Source organism: Hymenobacter terricola, assembly GCF_017921975.2.
GTDB classification, from domain to species: domain Bacteria; phylum Bacteroidota; class Bacteroidia; order Cytophagales; family Hymenobacteraceae; genus Hymenobacter; species Hymenobacter terricola.
In genome coordinates, this window is the sequence record NZ_JAGEMO020000015.1 from 22,461 (window position 1) to 40,605 (window position 18,145).

Genomic DNA, 18,145 nt, shown 5'->3' on the forward strand with positions numbered 1-18,145 from the left:
TTGTACCGGCAGCTGGTTTGGTTTGGCCTGTTTTCTGTAGCAAGCAACCCTGAGACGCGAAAGTGAATCCTTCCAGCGTTAGTCGAAAAAATCCTGGGTTGGCTCATCCGGTTTTCATGCTTGGATTGCTAAATTAGGTTCTTTATTCACTCACTTCACCCTTTTTCATTTTTCCCTTACCCATGCAAGCAAAACAAATGATGCTCGGCCTGCTCGGTTCCGCCATCCTCGGCGGCGGCGTGGCCGTGGGGGGGTACAAGCTGCTGGAGCCCGCCCCCGTGGCGCCGCAGGCTATGTCCGCCAACCCCCAGGTGCGTTACACCTCCGAAATGCGGAGCACGCCCTACGTCGTGCCCGAAGGCCTGAACTTCGTGGCCGCCGCCGCCGCCGTAACCCCGGCCGTAGTACACGTAATGACCGAATATGCCGCGGCGCCGGTCGACCAGCGCCAGCAGCAGATGGACCCGTTCCTGCGCCAGTTCTTTGGCGACCAGTTCGACCAGTTCCACGGCCAGCAGCCACAGGGTGGGGGCCAGGGCTCCGGCTCGGGCGTCATCATCGCGGCCAACGGCTACATCGTGACCAACAACCACGTCATCGACAAAGCCTCCAAGATTGAGGTGGTGCTGGACGACAAGCGCAAGTTTGACGCCGAGCTGGTGGGCGCCGACCCCAACACCGACCTGGCCGTGCTGAAAGTGAAGGCCGACAACCTGCCCTTCGTGAAGTATGGCAACTCCGACGACGTGAAAGTGGGCCAGTGGGTGCTTGCCGTGGGCAACCCCTTCAACCTGAACTCGACCGTGACGGCCGGCATTATTTCGGCCAAGGGCCGGAACATCGATATTCTGCGCCGCAAGGACAACATGGGCATCGAGTCGTTCATTCAGACCGATGCCGTGGTGAACCCCGGCAACTCGGGCGGGGCCCTCGTGAACCTGAACGGTGACCTCATCGGCATCAACTCGGCCATTGCCTCGCACACGGGCTCGTTCGAGGGCTACGCTTTTGCCATTCCCAGCTCGCTGGCCAGCAAAGTGGTGGACGACCTGCTGAAATACAAAGTGGTGCAGCGCGCCCTGCTCGGCGTGCAGATTCAGGAAGTGGACGCCAAGCTGGCTTCGGAGAAGAAGCTGAACGCCCTGAACGGGGTGTACGTGCAGGGCCTTACCGAGGGCAGCGCCGCTTCCCAGGCGGGCCTGAAGATGGGCGACGTCATCACCCAAATAAATGGCGTGGCTGTGAACACGGCCTCGCAATTGCAGGAGCAGGTGGCCCGGTTCCGGCCTGGCGACAAGATTAAGGTGAACTACCTGCGCAGCGGCTCCACCGGCGAAGTACTGGCCACGCTGCGCAACGCCACCGGCACCACGGCCGTGGTGCGGGAGGAAGCCGCTTCGGCGTCCATCAAGTACGAAGGCGCGACCATTGCCGCCGTGCCGCCCCGCGACCTGGCCAAACTGGGCCTGGAAGGGGGGGCGAAAATCAGCGGCATCAAGGAGAGCAATTTCCGCGAGTCGGGCATGGGCGATGGCTTCATCATCACCCGCATCGATAAAAATGCTGTGACCAAGCCCTCGGACGTGAAAAGCTACCTCGACCAGGCCCGTGAGAACTCGGGCGCACTGGTGGAGGGAGTGTACCCCGACGGCCGCAAAGCCTATTACCCCATCGGGCAGGAATAAAAAAGTTTTTTCAGCGCAGCGTTTTTTGTTTTCAAAAAGCCTCGGTCACTTTGGCCGAGGCTTTTTGCTGTCAGACGAATGAGCTAATACCGGCGATGAAAAGTGCCTGCAGCGGGTCGAATTTTCCCCTGGCAATAAATATTGACGAAACGTGAAAAAAATAGACAATTATTTGCCTGGAGCGAGGTAATATTGCCCTGAAAAATTGCTGGTTAAGGTAATAGCGGTAAGTCTTTTCCTATGCTTTTTTCGTACCTGCTAATCCCAAGTCGGGAAACTACGACTTGACAATGGCTGGGGCTCCTTCCCAGTCTACCCCGCATCGTCTTGTACATGGAAAACGTCATTAACACCTTATACATCCAGAATTTCAAGTCGATTCGGAGCGCCGTGCTACACCCGCGGCGGGTCAACCTCATCATCGGTCAGCCTAATGTGGGAAAATCGACGGTGCTGGAGGCCATGAGTTTGCTGGGGAGTTTTCCCTACGAGCGCAAGAAGAAATTCATGCGCAGCTTTATCCGGTATGAGAAACCCGCGCAGCTGTTTCACGACAGCCTGATGACGGCCCCCATTCGGGTGGAAACCGACCACGACGTGTGCCTGATGGGCCGCACCGGGCAAGACAAACGTTTCCAATACGGCGTGTTCAGCCAGGCCGCCTACCGGCTGCTGCGCGTGCAGCTGGGGCTGCCGCTGCTGGAAGGCCGCGTGAAGGCCCGCACCGGCGACGACGCCCTGATGTTGTCCCGCCTCTACACCTATCTGGCCCATGCCGGGCCCCTGCCTGAACCGGGCTTTCTATACACCGAGCTGGACCGCGATGGCGTGGTGGACCAGCCGGGCGAGGACGGGCATTTTCTGGCATCGGTGCCCGCCTGGCAGCCCCGGGCCGTGAAGCCGTACCGCTTCAAAGGCAGCGTGCGCCTGGACCGCCGCTACCCCGATGCCGCCCTGCGCCCGCCCCACGGCAACAACCTGGTGCAGGTGCTGGAGAGCCACGCCGACCTGCGCCAGGAGTTTGCCTCCCTCTTTGCCGACCACGGCCTGCGCATGCGCGTGCGCCCCGACGCGGGCCGCTTCGAGGTGATGAAGGAGGTGGACGGCCTCAGCTTTGCCTACCCGTATTCGAGCAGCGGCGACACTTTGCAGCGCTTTGGCTTTCACCTGGCCGCGATGGAGTCGAACCGCAAAACCGTGATTCTGCTGGAGGAGCCCGAGGCCCATTCGTACCCGGTGTACGTAGCGCAGCTGGCCGAACGCATTGCCACGCAGCAGGCCAACCAATTTTTCGTGACCACGCACAGCCCCAGCTTTTTCAACGAGGTGCTTGAAAACATGGTGCCCTATGAAAACCGGGTGCCGGAGCTGGCGGTGTTCGTGGCGTATTATAAGGATTTTCAAACCAAAGTCCGGCAGCTTTCGGACGAGGAAGTGCGGAACCTGCGGCGCGACAGCTTCGACGTGTTTCAGAACCTGAGCCAGCTGGAGCACGCCCCGGTGGCGCGCAAGGTTTGAAGTTGAGAGATTGACGGTTGGGTTCAATCAGGTTGCCCGGCTAGATAGGCGCAGGTGGCCGTCGGGCGACTGCCTGAACCATTCCGACGAGCAACAAGCCAACGCCCCTCTTTGGATAAGGTGGGGCGTTGGCGTTCGGGTCTTCCCCATACCATTACCTTTGGGGCCGGTATTCCCTCATTCCCACCGCCAGTTTTCCATGAAGCAAGCCCTCGAAGAAGCCACCGCGCCCGACGTCACCGTACCACACCCCCACCACGACCCCCACGGCATTCAGGACGTCCTGCGCCAGCTTGGCGTGGAGGCCGATAATGCCGCCTACAGCACCGGCCGCGCCTGGGGCGGCAGCACCAATGCCGAGCGCCGCGTCATCAACGCCCCCGCCGACGGCCGTCGCATTGCCAGCGTGGCCTTTGCCACCGCTGCCGACTACGATGCCGTGGTGAAAACCGCCGAAGAAGCCTACAAAACCTGGCGTTTAGTGCCAGCGCCCAAGCGCGGTGAAATCGTGCGCCAGATTGGCAACAAGCTCCGCGAATTCAAAGAGCCGCTGGGCAAGCTCGTGAGCGCCGAAATGGGGAAAATCCTCCAGGAAGGCCTGGGCGAAGTGCAGGAGATGATTGACATCTGCGACTTCGCGGTGGGCCTCTCGCGCCAGCTGCACGGCTTCACCATGCACTCGGAGCGCCCCGCCCACCGCATGTACGACCAATACCAGCCCTTGGGCATCGTGGGCATCATCTCGGCCTTCAATTTCCCGGTGGCCGTGTGGAGCTGGAATGCCATGCTGGCCGCTGTGTGCGGCGACGTGAGCATCTGGAAGCCCTCGGAGAAAACGCCCCTTACCGCCGTAGCCGTCCAGCACATCATCCGCGACGTGCTGGCCGAAAACGACATTGCCGAAGGCGTGTTCAACCTGATTGTCGGCGATGCGCAAATCGGTGCCGCCATGGCCGCCGACAAGCGTGTGCCCCTGGTATCGGCCACCGGTAGCACCCGCATGGGCCGCAAGGTGGGCGAGGTGGTGGGTGCCCGTCTGGGCCGCGCCCTGCTGGAGTTGGGCGGCAACAACGCCATCATCGTCACCAAAAATGCCGACCTCAACATTGCCATCCGCGCCATCGTGTTTGGGGCGGTGGGCACGGCCGGGCAGCGCTGCACCAGCACGCGCCGCGTGATTATCGAGGACAGCATTTTTGAAGACGTGAAGAACCGTCTGCTGGCCATCTATCCCAAACTGCCCATCGGCCACCCCTTGCAGGAGGGCACCCTGGTGGGGCCGCTGATTGACGCCGACGCGGTGAAGATGTTCGAGAATGCCCTCACGCAGGTGCAGGCCGAAGGCGGCCAGCTCCTCACCGGCGGCCAGGTGCTGAGCGGGGCCGAACTGCACGGCGGCCACTACGTGCAGCCCGCGCTGGTGGAAGTCGAAAACCACTACCACACGGTGCAGGAAGAAACCTTCGCGCCCATTCTGTACCTCATCAAGTACAACGGCGAGGTACAAAACGCCATTGACCTGCAGAATGATGTGCGCCAAGGCCTTTCCAGCAGCATCTTCACGCTGAATATGCGCGAGGCCGAAGCCTTCCTGGCCGCCAGTGGCTCCGATTGCGGCATTGCCAACGTGAACATCGGCACGAGCGGGGCCGAAATCGGCGGCGCGTTCGGCGGCGAGAAAGAAACCGGTGGCGGCCGCGAATCCGGCTCCGACGCCTGGAAAGTGTACATGCGCCGCCAGACCAATACCATCAACTACTCCACCGAACTGCCGCTGGCCCAGGGCATCAAGTTCGACGTGTAGCACAGGCTTTAAGCTTGTGCCGGAAACCACAAAGAGGCCCCGCCGATGCATTCGGCGGGGCCTCTTTGTGGTTTCCGGCAGCAGCAGGTAGCGGCTATAGCGCACGTCGCCCTGGCCCTTGTAAACCAGCCCACTGGCATTGTACACCACGTAATAAAGCCGGTACAGCTCGTTGGGGCTCAAGCCAGTGCCAGGATAATCCAGCGAATACTGTACGCCGGCAGCAGAAGCGTTTGGACCGGGCAACTGTATCACATGGCATTGATGGTCAACCAACGCGGCGCGCGCTGTGTAAGGAGCTGCCCTTCCGCTGGTAACACGCTGAGTTTGCAAAGTCCACGTGGCCTGGCCTGCCGACGGGTTTTGGAAGGCCATTGTATCAGCAATGAGAGCGGGCTATTGCGGACCGTTCAGGTCAAAATTTAGGTCGGAGAACAAGGTGCGCTCCTGCTTGTTCCAATCGCCATCCGAAGTCCGGCCGGTCGGGTCGTAGGGGCCGTTGGGAATATGTTGGCCAGTCCGATAAGTGATACCTTCGCCCTTGCCAAAGCCAATAACAATAACAGAATTAGATTCAGATTTGCTGCAACCCAACAACGTGGACAGCAAAAGTAACGGAAGCCGTCGGCGGCGCATAGCGGTAGAAAATGGGATTTGCGAGCCTCAAGGGTAGAAGAGGCGGGAGACAAGGAGCTGGTATTGCGGGCGCGGCAAGCAGGTCAACTTCTCCCCGGGCATGCTATGGCCTTTCACATAGGTACTTGCGCCCGTATTTGCCGCTGCTGGGTTGAACGAAACACAATCGTATTTCTTTGTCGGAAATAGATGCCTAACTTTCGTGCAGCAGCCCGCCAGAGGCTGTGGCGCACTCCGGGGTGCAACCCCCGAAGCCGCTGGTTAGTCTCTTAGCTGCTTAAGCCTTTTTAACCCGCCTTTCTGCATGGAAGCCCTTGCAACCTCTGCTTACGTCGACATCAACGCTCCGCTGGTGGAGCGCTGCCGCCTGAACGACCGCCAGGCCCAGGCCGAAATTTACCGGCGCTATTCCAAGGCCATGTTCAACGCGGCCCTGCGCATTACCGGCGACTACGCCGAGGCCGAGGACGTGCTTCAGGAGTCGTTTCTGAGCGCCTTTCGGGAGCTGAGCGGCTACAAGGGCGACTCCTCGTTTGGGGCGTGGCTGAAGCGCATTGTGGTGAACAAAAGCATCAATTGCCTGCGGCAGCGGCGGCTGGCGCTGGTGCCGCTGGGCGAGCAGCACTACGAAGAGCCCGCCGAAGCCGCTGGCCCATCGCCCGAAGACGAGGCCGATGCCCACTACCGCGCCGACGTGCTGCGCCGCTGCATTCAGGAGCTGCCCGACGGCTACCGCGTGGTGCTGAGTCTGTACCTGCTCGAAGGCTATGACCACCTCGAAATTGCCGGCATTCTGGGCATTTCCGAGTCTACTTCCAAATCACAGTACAGCCGGGCGCGGGTTCGGCTGCGGGAATTAGCTGCCCAGCGCGGCCTTAGTTGATTATTTATCGTTATTGGTTTCCTAATTAATTTTTTCACTACCCTTCATCCTCTTTCGCCCGGCTGCGGTTTTCCTATATCCCCGCTGCCCGCCCTGAACCTGGACGAACCGTGCGTCTGCTACTCATTCATGGACCCTAAAAACAATCATTCCCTGGAAAACTTCGTCGAGCGGCACCGGGCCGATTTCGACACCCACGAGCCACGCCCCGACCTGTGGGCCGCCCTCGAACAGCAACTGGCCGAAACCAAGCCCGAAGCTATTGCGCCAACAATGCGGCTGGCGGACCCCGCCGGACCCGAGCCGGCCAAGGCCGCCGGTGTGGCGCCGGCTCCCGCACGCACGGGCTGGTTCCAGCGCTACGGCGTGGCCGCAGCCCTGGCCCTGCTCGTCTTTGCCGCTGGGGCCAGCGAGGCCTGGAAATCGAACCGTCAGGCCCCGGAACTTGCCGTTGCAGCCAGTGCGACTGGCGCTGGCACCGCGGCCGGTGCGCCAGACGCGGCCCTGTACCAGGGCGGCGCCCCGCTGGCCCTCACGGCCACCGAACGCACCACCGGCGCCGACAGCCAACTCGTGCGGGCCGTGCGCGGCATGGAAGCCTATTACACCAACCAGCTGGCCCGCCGCCAAAGCGAGCTGCGCCAGTTGAACGGCCCCGGCATGGCGGCCATGACGGCCGACTGGCAGCGGGAATTGGTGTCGCTCGACTCCAGCTACCGCAAGCTGAAGCTGGAACTGCCCCACCACCCGCAGCCCGACGCCGTGCTCACGGCCATGAACCGCAACCTGCAAATCCGCCTCGATATCCTCGACCAGCAGTTGCACCTGGGCACGGCCCCGGCCACAGACCCCAATTCCGGTGCTTATGTGCTGGCCGATAGCCGGCGCCTGCCCGAATGAAACAGCTCATGGCACTCTGGCTTTGGCGGGTAGTGGGCGTGGGGGGGCTGGCCGCCGCCGGGCTGTTGAGCCCGCTGGTGGTGCACGCCCAGCCCAGCCAGGGCCTATGGGTGGCCGTGGGTCCCGGCGTGGCCATTCGGGTGCAAACGCCTGAAGCCCGCCGCGCCGAGGAAGCCCTGTTTGGGCCGGTGCAGGAACCGGCGCAAAACCCGCAGCCTGACCAAACCGATGGCCAGGATGCTGCCAGCCTGCAAGTAGAGCAGCGCCGCCGCCTGAGCCGCAGCTACGCGGTGCCGAAGGCCGGCCGGCCTTTTTCGCTCGATACGCGCTACGGCCGCGTCCAAATCAACACCTGGAACAAGAAGGAAATAAAGGTGGATGCCGAGCTGGTGGCCCGCTCCGAAACCGATGCCGGAGCCCGGCAGGTACTCGACGCGCTGGGCGTGCAGTGGCTGGAATACGACTGCAAAACCGGCGGCGTAGCCGTGAGCACGCAGTTTGGCCCGGCCCTGCGCGGGCGGGCCGGTGGCTGCCGCTACGAGGTGAACTACACCGTGTGGCTGCCCCGCACCACGGCGTTGCGCGTGTACAACAGCTTCGGCGAAGTGAACCTGACCGGCGACGTGAGCGGCCCCACCGAACTGGCCGTGGAATACGGTGCCCTGCGCACCGGCCGCCTCGACGGCCCCCGCAACCTCATCCGCATCGGCAACGGCGAATGCCATATTGCTTTCGCTGGCCGGGCCAGCATTGATGCCAGCTATGCCCGCCTGCACCTCGACGAAGGCACCACCGTGGACCTGCGCAACAACTCGTCCGACGTCGACATCGGCACGGTGCAGGACCTCACCATCCACAGCAAGTACGGCGACGTGGCCCTGGGCACCGTGCGCAACCTGCGCGGCTCGTCGGGCTACTCGCGCTTCACCATCGATAAGCTCGACGAAGGCCTGGACATGGCCCTGCGCTACTGCCCCGATTTTGTGGTGCGCGACATGGGGGCCAATTTCCGCCAGGTAAACCTCGACGGCGGCTTCAGCACCATCCGCCTGGGCTTTGCCGAGGCGCCCGGCTTCCGCTTCGATGTGAGCACCGAGCAAGGCCAACTCCTGGTGGATAAAGACCTGGTGCGCGTCCTCTCGCAGGAAAACGGCCCGTTGACCAGCGACGTGCTGGGCGTGTTCGGGGCGGTGGTACCCGCCCGGAAATCCGGCAACGTAAATATCAAGGTGCGCTACGGCACGGTGCGGTTCAGCAAGTAGGCCGCCTGCACAGTACCGTCCCAGCCCCACACGGCCCGCCTGGCATTTTGCCAGGCGGGCCGTGCTCTTTTGTAGATGGAGCAAGGATTGAGGTAGGGGAGGGGCCGCCCCCGTCGCTGAGGCACCGCGAAGCGAGCCGGGTCGGCGGGCGGGCCGTCGAAAAGCAATTCGGTCCGGCCACCGGTCCCGGCCACTCTATTGTGCCGCCCTGCCCCGATAGGCCATCCTCCGGTACGGTTTCCCCTATTCTTAGGGGAGGGATAAGACTCCCGTTCCACCTTTTGTGCCCACATAGAGGTAGCCGGATATTTTAAACGTTAGGGGAGGGATAAGACTCCCGTTCCACCCCGTTCATCCCCCCAAACCTTTCATTCAACGAGTATTAATCATTGAATATTTATTCATAATAGGAAGTATTGTTGTGTTTAGGTTAACTTTCAGGGCTGGACTATTGCCAAATCCATTGGATTATGGCTCATGCACTTTCCCGTATTCCTCCCTTCTTCTTGTTCACCTTTTAGTTGTTGTATGCTGAAAAATTTACTCTCGGGAGGGCGGCGCATGGCGCGGCCCACGTCTCTTCGGCCCTGGCGGCTGGCTTTCTTGTTGGCGGTGCTGCTGGGCAGTGCCGGCGGCACCTGGGCGCAAAGCGTGGCCAACTACACCGCGGTCCGTACAACGTCCGTACCCTATGTAGCGCTCACATCGCCTACGTCATTTGCCAGTTGGCGCAACGGCACCAACACCGGTGACAACCTGAGCAACGCCACCGCCATCGGTTTTCCTTTTGTGTACGACGGGGGAGTTTACACGCAGTTCAGCGCCTCGCTGGAGGGCTTCATCACTTTCAATACCGGTACCGCCGCCACCGGGAACGGGACCGGGCAGTATGGCTACCAAAACACCCAGTTTTCGGCCGCAGGGGGCACTGCCCTAGCCCTGGCCCCCCTTTACGATGACCTAACTGCTGGTGCACTGACCAACGTTACCTACCAATTAGCCGGCTCCAGCCCCAATCGCACGCTGACGGTGCAATGGATTACGAACACGGCGGCGAATAACTTTCAGGTCCGGCTGTACGAAAGCGACAACCACATCGATTTCCTGTATGGAGCGGTGGCGGCCTCCCAAACCAACTACACCCTCGGCATCAACGGCCCCACGATTTCGGCGACGCCTGCTGCGGCAGAATTGCTGACGCTGCAAGCTGCCAACGGTACTACTTTCAGCAATACCCCCGCCAACAGCCTGACAGCCGGACCCGCGGCTAATTCGCGCTACTCGTTTACGCCCCCGACGACGGCCCCGGTGGGGCCTGTCACGCCGGTGTTCTCGGGCATCAGCTACACGGGCCTGACGCTGACGTTCACCGACAATTCAACCAACGAGACGAATTTTAACGTCTTGCGCTCGGCTGATGGCGGCCTGACCTTTACCAACATTTCCAACCAGGTTTCCACCAGCGTCTCGACCGCGGGCACCACCTACAACGTGGCGCAGACTGGCCTGACCGCTGGTACCACTTACCAGTACCAGATTTACGCCACCACCGAAGGCGGCATTTCCACGGCGCTTACGGCGTCGCAGGCCACGCTGGCTCCTATCGTGTTCAATGGGACGGCTTACACCATCGACAACTCCCAGCCCACCAGCGGGACCAACTTTACCAGCTTCACGGATGCCTTTGCGGCGATAAACGTGGCGTCGATTACGGCCAACACCACCATCAGCGTAGTGAAAAACACAGGCCCGCTGGCCACCTACAACGAGGCGCCGCTGACCCTGACGTTTACCGGCGCGAGCGGCGCCCGGCTCACCTTTCAGAGCGCTACGAGCAACGCCGGCAACCCGGTGGTCCAGGGCACGCAAACGACCGGCGGCACGTCATCGGACGCCATTATTACCCTTTCGGGTAGTGATTACATTACGTTTGACGGCATTGATTTGAAGGACAACCCGGCCAACTCAACGGCGGCCCTCAAGATGGAGCGGGGGTTGTTTCTCAACGCACCCACCGCCACCAATGGCTGCCAGAACGTGACCTACCAGAACGGCACCATCACGCTGGACAAAACCAACACCAACGCGCCGGTGGGCATCTACACAAGTAGCATCGCCTCGGCCGCCAGCGGGGCCAACAGCAGCCTGTCGTTTTTGAACAACACCATTCAAAACGTATTCAAGGGCTATCAACTCACCGGTTCTGGCACTGCCCTCGACCAGAACAACATGATTGGCACCAGCGGGGCAGGCACCAGCATGGTCACCAACGTGTCATCGACGGGGAGCGTGGCCGCCATCGGGGTTGATTTTAATGCGCAGAACCTGCTTACCGTGGCCAATACAACGTTCAGCACGTTCTCGGCGTCGTCCAGTGCCGGGCCGCTTTACGGCGTAGCCAATACCATCACGGCCAGTACCAACGTAACGATTGGGCCGGGCAATACCTTCACGGGCTTTACGAGTGCCGTTGGTTCCATTGTTTCGGGGGTGTATTTCACCACCGCTATTACTGGCACGGTCAACGGCAATACAGTCACACTGCTCACCAACTCGGTAAGCGGCGGGGCGCTATACGGCATTTTTTCGAGCGGTGCCGGAAAGCTGGATGTTTACGACAACCAGATTAATAACCTAAGCCTGACGGCTGCAACCAACTCGGCGGCGCTTGAGGGCATCGACATTGCTTCTACGAACGGTCAAACGCAAAATATGTATCGCAATACCCTGCATACCATTGTGCATAGTAGTACCACGGCTATTGTATATGGCATCCGCCTAGCGAATGGCTCGACTGCGGCAGGGGCCGTGATGAATGTCTACAACAACTTGCTTTCCAACATAAGCGCCCATGCGTCCAACGGTGGTGGCAGCGCCGGCGTCCGCGCCATCAGCATCAGCACTGCCGGCACGGTGAACCTCTACTACAATTCAGTTTACTTATCGGGTGCCGCTACGAACGCCAACGCCCAGACCGGGACCCTGTACACCACAACCGGCAGCATCAGTTCGGTCGATTTCCGCAACAACATCTTCGTCAATAAAACCACGGGCGGGTTGCGGCACGTGGGCATTTACCGCTCCGGCTCCACGGTTACCGTGCTTGCGACTACCAGCAACAACAACCTGTTATACGGCACCTCCGGCCTGTATTACGACGGCACCACCCTGGCCACCGCCTTGGCCGCCTACCGGCTGGCCGTCAATGGAGGCGCTGCCAGCACGCCCCGCGAAACAGCCGCCGTCACGGAAAGCACCACGCCCTTCACCAGCGCCACCGACCCGCACCTGACCACCGCCACTCCCACCCAGGCCGAGAGCGGCGCCCAGCGCCTGACCGGCCCCAGCCAGTCGGGCGTGGCCGTGGCCGACGACTACGACGTCACCCCGCGCCAGGGCGAAACCGGCTACACCGGCACGGGCTCCGCGCCCGACATCGGGGCCGACGAAGGCAACTTCACGCCCAACGACCTCACGCCGCCCACTATCACGTACATGGCCATTGCCAACACGGCCAGTACCGCCAACCAGACCCTGCTGGTGACCATCACCGACGCCAGCGGCATTGCCACCGGCACGGGGGCCCCGCTTATCTACTACCGCAAAGGCACTAGCGGCTCGTACTTTTCGGCCGTGGCCAGCGTGAGCGGCAACCAGTACACTTTCACGATTGATTACGCCAACGTGACGGGCGGCAGCGTGACCGGCGGCGACGTCATCAACTACTACGTGGCGGCGCAGGATGCCAGCTCCAACAACAACCTGGCCACCAGCCCAACGGGCGGCAGCGGTATCACGCCGCCCGGCAGCACGGCTCCCACCAGCCCCGCCACCTACACCATTCTGGAGTCATTCTCCGGCACCGTCAGCGTGGGCCCTGGCCAGACGTATAACGGCCAGCCGCTGGTGTCGCTCACGGCGGCCAATGGCCTGTTTGCCCGCCTGAATGCCGGCGTCCTCACCGGCAACCTGACGGTGCTCATCACCGGCGATATCAGCATCGAGGACGGTACCAATGTGCTGAAACCGCTGAACGAGCAGCCGGCCGCGTCCAACTTCGCCATCAGCATTCAGCCCAGCGCGGCCACCGAGCGCCTGATTACGGGCGCAGGCAACAGCATGGGTCTCAACGGCATTATCCTGAACGGGGCCGACCGCGTGACCTTCGACGGCCGCTTCAACCAGACGGGTACCACCAAGTACCTGCGTTTCCGCAGCATTGCGGCCAGCAGCCCGGTGTTCACGGTGCAGCAGGACGCGGTGAGCAACACGTTCCGCGATTGCTACGTGGAAGGCGGCACAACGAGCTTCAGCAACGCGGTAATTTTCATCGGCAACTCGACGGTGGCAGCCGTAAACACCGTGCCGGGTGGCGTGACGGGCAACGACAACACCAGCGTGCTGAACTGCGATATTTTCAAAGCCGCCGCCGCCGTGGCCCGGCCCGGCCAGGGCATCTACTCGCCCAGCCCCGGCGTAACGGCCGCCGCCCCGGACAACGTCACGATTTCGGGCAACAACCTCTACGACTGGGACACCTACGGCATCATCAGCAGCGGGGCCGGCAACACCTGGACCATCAGCGGCAACAGCTTTTATCAGACCTCTGCCAGCGCCAGCACCTCGCAATGGGCCATGAATCTGGGCAGCGCTACCAGCGCCACGGGTTGGGCCGTCAGCGGCAACTACATCGGCGGCACGGATCCGCAGGCGGGTGGCGCGGCCTGGGTGAACAGCGCCAGTGCCGTTATTTTCAAGGGTATCCACCTCAACGGCCTGGGTACGGCCAATGCCCCCAGCACCACGGTTTCCGGAAACTTCATTCGCAACATTAGCCTGACCGGCACGGGGTCGAGTTCGTTTTCGGGCATCGAGGTAAAATCCGATAACACCTCGTACAACATCACCGGCAACGTCATCAGCAATATCACCAGCGCCACCACCCAAGCGAATGGCACGGGCGGGGCCGGGTTGGCAGGCATTTACACCCAAGGCACCAACAGCAGTTTCACTGCGCAAGTCATTTCCAATAACACCGTATCGGGACTGGCAGGCACCGCGGCCGCAGCCACAGCCAACAATTACGTGACCGGCATTCTAGCCAAAAACAGCTCGGGCGCTACCGGTACGGCTACTCGCAACCGGGTCTTCGACTTAAGCAACAGCGCAGTGGGCACGCCCAGTTCGGGGGTAATTGGCATCAACCTCGCCGGAGGTACCTGGACCGTAACCAACAACCAGGTAGCGCTAAGCACCGGTGTGAGCGCCACCCCGGCTCCGGCAGGCATTTACTACGGTATTTTCAACAACGTTTCCGCCATCGTCTCGGAAACTGTCTATTTCAACTCCGTTCGCATTGGCGGGGTGGCGGGCACGGGCACGGCCAAAACCTACGCCTTCAACATGGGCGGCACCGCCAGCAGCATTTTGCGCAACAACGTGCTAGTGAACGAACGCACCGGCGGGGGAGGTAATTTTGCTATCGGCGTGCCGAGCGGCTCCACCTTCGGCACAGGAAACAAGGTGGATTCCAATCGCAACGACCTTTTTGCAACCGAGAACCCGGCCAAGTTGGGTGAAACCGGCATTACGGCCTTCACTTTCGCTGCCTGGAAAGCCCAGACCGGCACGCCCGATGCCAGCTCGCAAAACGTAAACGCCAAGTTTGTGGACATTGCCACTGGCAACCTCAACCTCGACGCCACCACCAACTGCTCACTCAACAACGCGGGCGTGGCCATTGCTACCATCGACGGCGAATACGACAACGCCGCCACCAGCCGGCAGGGCACTCCGGACATTGGTTCGGATGAGTTTACGCCCATAACCCAGACGGCTACCATCACCACGGCCAGCCCGGCCTGTGGCCCGACCACGGCTTCGGTTACAATTACCGGGAACGGCGGGCCCTTCTCGGTAACGTACACCGACGGCACTACGCCAGTGACCACCACGGCCAATGCGTCGCCATTTACGTTCAGCGCGGCGGCGGGCAAAACCTACACCCTCACCAGCGTGACGGACGCCTACGGCTGCACGCTAACGACCGCAGGCTCGCTCACCGTGAACCCGCCGGCTACCGCCGATGCCGGACCGGCCACGGCCGCCGTCTGCGCCGGGTATACCTATTCCACGGTGGGCACCTTCGGGGGCTCGGCCACGCAGGCCACCTACACGTCGTCGGGCACGGGCACGTTCTCCAACGGCGGCGTGATTGACGGCGCCACGGCCAGCGTTACCTACTCGCCCTCGGCCGCCGACCTCACGGCCGGCAACGTGACGCTGACCCTGACGCCCGACAACCCCACGGGCTGCGCCGGTGCTACTGCCGACCAGCTTGCCCTGACGCTGAACCCCACCACCACCTGGACCGGCGCGGCCGACAGCGAGTGGAACAACCCCGCCAACTGGAGCGGCGGCTGCGTGCCCAAACTGCAGCTGAGCGCCGTGGTGCCGACCGGTACCCCGAATTCCATCAGCGACAACGGCTACGCCAACTCCGGCACGACCCCCGCCACGGTGCTGGCCCAGGTGAAAACCCTGACCATCAACGCCGACGCCTTCATTGAGCTGTACAGCCACAACCTGAACATCGCGGGCGACCTGGTGAACAATGGTGACGTGTACCTGATGTTTAACGACTCGCCGCCCACCGGCAACCGGCTGCGCTTTGTGGGCGCCGCTCCCCAGTCCGTCACGCGGATGCCGGAGCAGCTGTACAGCCTGGAAGTGGCCAAATCCGGCAACAACGTATCGGTGCTGAGTGCCGCCGTCAGCAACGGCCCCGGCCGTAGTACCGGCACTGATTTCCGGACGCGGGGCCCCGTCACGATGACCAGCGGCTTGCTCGACCTGGGCAGCACCGTGCAGCTCTCGCTGCCCGATGGCGGCCAGGCCCTCTTGCTGCCCAGCTTCACCTTCGGGCCGGCCCTGAGCGAAACCGATGCCAGCTACGTAGTAGGCAAAGTGCGGGTGACCGACGACCTGAGTACGGCCGGCAGCGGCTCCAGCTTTGGCAACCTGGGCCTGACGCTGACGCCGGATGCCGCTTCGACGGCCCTCCCCGGCACGACGGCCGTGGTGCGCACCACGGGCACCGTCCTCACCGGTGCGGGCACCAGCGTGAGCATCAAGCGCTACTTCGACATTCAGCCGAACGTCAATACCGGCCTGAACGTGGCGATGAACTTCAGCTATTTTGACCATGAGCGCAACGGCATCGCCGCCGCCAACGTGGCCCTGTTCAAGTCGGTGAGCGGCACGAGCGGCCCCTGGGCCAACCAGCAGCCCATCAGCATTGCCGGCAATACGGTGAGCAAGACGGGCATCACCGACTTCTCCATCTGGACCCTCGGCAGCGCTTCCAACCCGCTGCCCGTGGAGCTGACCGTCTTTACCGCCGACCGCCAGGGCAGCAACGCCACTCTGGCCTGGACCACGGCCATGGAGAAGAGCAGCCGGGGCTTCGAGGTGCAGATGAGCACCGACGGCCGCACGTTCCGGGTGCTTGATTTCGTGGCCAGCGCCACGCCCACCAGCACCGGCCCGCGCTCCTACAGCTACCTCGACCGCGAAGCCGGCAAAACTGGTTTGCGTTACTACCGCCTGCGGCAGCTCGACCTGAACGGCACCGCCAGCTTCTCGCCCGTGCGCACCGTGCGCTTCGGCGATGAAGCCCCGGCGGTGCACCTCACCGCCGCGCCCAACCCCTTCCAGGAGCGCCTGACGCTGACCGTGGAGCTGCCCGCCAACACGGTAGCCGCCCCGGCCCAGCTCAGCCTGACCGATGCGGCCGGCCGTGTGCTGCTCCAGCAGTCCACGCCGGCCCTGCCGGCCGGCCTGAGCCAGCTGGAGCTGCCCGACCTGGCCAAGCTGGCCAGCGGTGTGTACATCGTGAACCTGGCCGTGACCGGCCGGGCCATCCAGCACCTGAAAGTGGTGAAGGAGTAAATTCCGCACTACCGCGCATCCAAAGCCCCCGGCACTGGCCGGGGGCTTTTTTGTGGACGGTATTGCCGGTCCGACCGGCCCAGGCGGTCCGACCGGCAAACGTGCCTCCTCCGCTTACCTTCGGCCATGAACCGTTTGTTTCTTCCGCTGCTCTTGCTGCTGGCGGGCCCCGCGTGGGCCCAGGCGCAAGGCAGCCCACGCCAAACAGCCCCTGTCGTGCCCATTGCCCAGCATTCCGCCCTCAAAACCTACGCCCTGCGCCTGCGGCCGGGCGACGACCTGCGCCAGCAGCTCACGGCTTTTGTGCAGGCCCACCACATGTTGGCCGGGACGATGATAACCTGTGTGGGCAGCCTCACGGTGGCCACGCTGCGGCTGGCCAACCAGGAGGGCCCGAGCGTGTACAAAGGCCATTTTGAAATCGTGTCGCTGGTCGGGACGCTTTCTACCAACGGCTCGCACCTGCACCTGTCGGTTTCCGATAGCACGGGGCGCACTATCGGCGGGCATTTGCTGGATGGCTGCCGGGTGTACACCACTGCCGAAATCGTGCTGGGCGAGCTGCCGCAGCTGGAGTTCCGGCGCGAAACCGATGCCACATTTGGCTATCAGGAACTGGTGGTGCGGCCGGCACCAGGGCCCGCACCGGCCGCCGCCGACGAGCCTGCGAAGCCCCGTCAGCGCAAATAGCGCGTGCCAGAACAATTGCTCCAGGCGCTTACGCCCCACAAAGTTCGCGCTACAGCGTTGGGAATGACCGGCCAGTCGTTACCTTCATCATTGGCTTTCCGGGCCAAATTAGGCGAGGTTTCAATTGGCTTATTATCGCAACTATCGCATGGTTCAGCGCGCCTTATTCTATCCCTTATTCCTAGTGGTTTCCGCGGTCCGTGCCCAGGCCCCCGGCAGCCAGCTCGTGACGGCCATGAAAAAGCAGATTCCCGGCGAAAAAGCCGTGTAGCTGGACCTGCGCGAAGACCTGACCGTGGAAATCCGCAACGATTCGGTGCAGGTGCCGGCCCGGCACCACGCCGACATGCTGCACCTCGACGAGCAGTCGGGCACCTACGCCAACGAGTGGGTGTTCAACTCACACTTCAACCGCCTCCAAAAGCTGGGAGCCCGCACCATGGTGCCCAATGGCGAATGATTTAAAGCCTTGAAGGTGAACGATTTTAAGGACAAGTTTGAGATGCAGGTGGGCGTGTTTTTTGACGATACCCGGTCGACTTCCTTCTCGTTTCCGGCCATCACGCCCGGCGCCCGCACCGTCACGGACTACACCGTGCGGCACGTCGATGCGCGCTTCGTGCTGCCGTTCTACGTGGGCTCCTACGTGCCCGTGCGCCACGCCGAGCTCACCATCACGGCCCCCAGAGGCGTGGTCATCGGCTGTAAGACGTTTCATGCCGAAAACACGCTCGTCACCTACACCAGGGAGGAAAAGGCAGCCAGGTAATCTACCGCTGGACGGCCGACAACCTGCCCAGCCCGCGACGACGACGCG

At 62.3% G+C, this 18,145-nt stretch carries 12 protein-coding genes; 11 read left to right on the forward strand and 1 reads right to left on the reverse strand.

Annotation, left to right across the window (positions count from 1 at the left end):
- Positions 1 to 182 precede the first annotated feature (182 nt).
- The 3 genes from J4G38_RS11925 to amaB all read left to right on the forward strand — a co-directional run bounded on the left by J4G38_RS11925 (position 183) and on the right by amaB (position 5,007).
- Positions 183 to 1,685, forward strand: coding sequence for a S1C family serine protease (locus tag J4G38_RS11925; protein WP_226163372.1), 1,503 nt, complete (start codon positions 183 to 185; stop codon positions 1,683 to 1,685).
- Between the two features lie 333 nt (positions 1,686 to 2,018).
- Positions 2,019 to 3,203: an AAA family ATPase gene (locus J4G38_RS11930; protein WP_210521030.1), complete on the forward strand. Its 1,185-nt coding sequence runs from the start codon at positions 2,019 to 2,021 to the stop codon at positions 3,201 to 3,203.
- Positions 3,204 to 3,402: 199 nt separating this feature from the next.
- Positions 3,403 to 5,007: an L-piperidine-6-carboxylate dehydrogenase gene (gene amaB, locus J4G38_RS11935; protein WP_210521031.1), complete on the forward strand. Its 1,605-nt coding sequence runs from the start codon at positions 3,403 to 3,405 to the stop codon at positions 5,005 to 5,007.
- A 396-nt stretch (positions 5,008 to 5,403) separates the two neighbouring features.
- Here the strand turns inward: amaB and J4G38_RS11940 are convergent, their stop codons facing one another.
- Entirely contained in the window at positions 5,404 to 5,643 is a 240-nt protein-coding gene (locus tag J4G38_RS11940) for a hypothetical protein (protein ID WP_210521032.1), read from the reverse strand.
- 304 nt (positions 5,644 to 5,947) lie between these two features.
- Here J4G38_RS11940 and J4G38_RS11945 point away from each other — a divergent pair, with 304 nt between their 5' ends.
- The 8 genes from J4G38_RS11945 to J4G38_RS11975 all read left to right on the forward strand — a co-directional run bounded on the left by J4G38_RS11945 (position 5,948) and on the right by J4G38_RS11975 (position 18,097).
- On the forward strand, positions 5,948 to 6,526 hold the full coding sequence (locus J4G38_RS11945) for an RNA polymerase sigma factor (RefSeq protein ID WP_210521033.1): 579 nt from the start codon (positions 5,948 to 5,950) through the stop codon (positions 6,524 to 6,526).
- Positions 6,527 to 6,655: 129 nt separating this feature from the next.
- On the forward strand, positions 6,656 to 7,426 hold the full coding sequence (locus J4G38_RS11950; RefSeq protein ID WP_210521034.1) for a hypothetical protein: 771 nt from the start codon (positions 6,656 to 6,658) through the stop codon (positions 7,424 to 7,426).
- 8 nt (positions 7,427 to 7,434) lie between these two features.
- Entirely contained in the window at positions 7,435 to 8,688 is a 1,254-nt protein-coding gene (locus J4G38_RS11955; protein ID WP_210521035.1) for a hypothetical protein, read from the forward strand.
- A 528-nt stretch (positions 8,689 to 9,216) separates the two neighbouring features.
- Positions 9,217 to 16,638 carry a beta strand repeat-containing protein gene (locus J4G38_RS11960; RefSeq protein ID WP_210521037.1) on the forward strand — a complete coding sequence of 2,474 codons (7,422 nt, stop codon included), beginning with the start codon at positions 9,217 to 9,219 and terminating at the stop codon, positions 16,636 to 16,638.
- Positions 16,639 to 16,764: 126 nt separating this feature from the next.
- Positions 16,765 to 17,328: a PPC domain-containing DNA-binding protein gene (locus tag J4G38_RS11965; protein WP_210521038.1), complete on the forward strand. Its 564-nt coding sequence runs from the start codon at positions 16,765 to 16,767 to the stop codon at positions 17,326 to 17,328.
- A gap of 148 nt (positions 17,329 to 17,476) precedes the next feature.
- The gene (locus J4G38_RS28640) at positions 17,477 to 17,599 is read left to right on the forward strand and encodes a hypothetical protein (protein WP_262906017.1); all 123 of its coding nucleotides are present in this window, start codon (positions 17,477 to 17,479) and stop codon (positions 17,597 to 17,599) included.
- A gap of 24 nt (positions 17,600 to 17,623) precedes the next feature.
- Positions 17,624 to 17,788, forward strand: coding sequence for a hypothetical protein (locus J4G38_RS11970; RefSeq protein ID WP_210521039.1), 165 nt, complete (start codon positions 17,624 to 17,626; stop codon positions 17,786 to 17,788).
- 15 nt (positions 17,789 to 17,803) lie between these two features.
- A complete protein-coding gene (locus J4G38_RS11975) occupies positions 17,804 to 18,097 on the forward strand; it encodes a DUF3857 domain-containing protein (RefSeq protein ID WP_210521040.1) in 294 nt (97 codons plus the stop codon).
- Positions 18,098 to 18,145 lie beyond the last annotated feature (48 nt).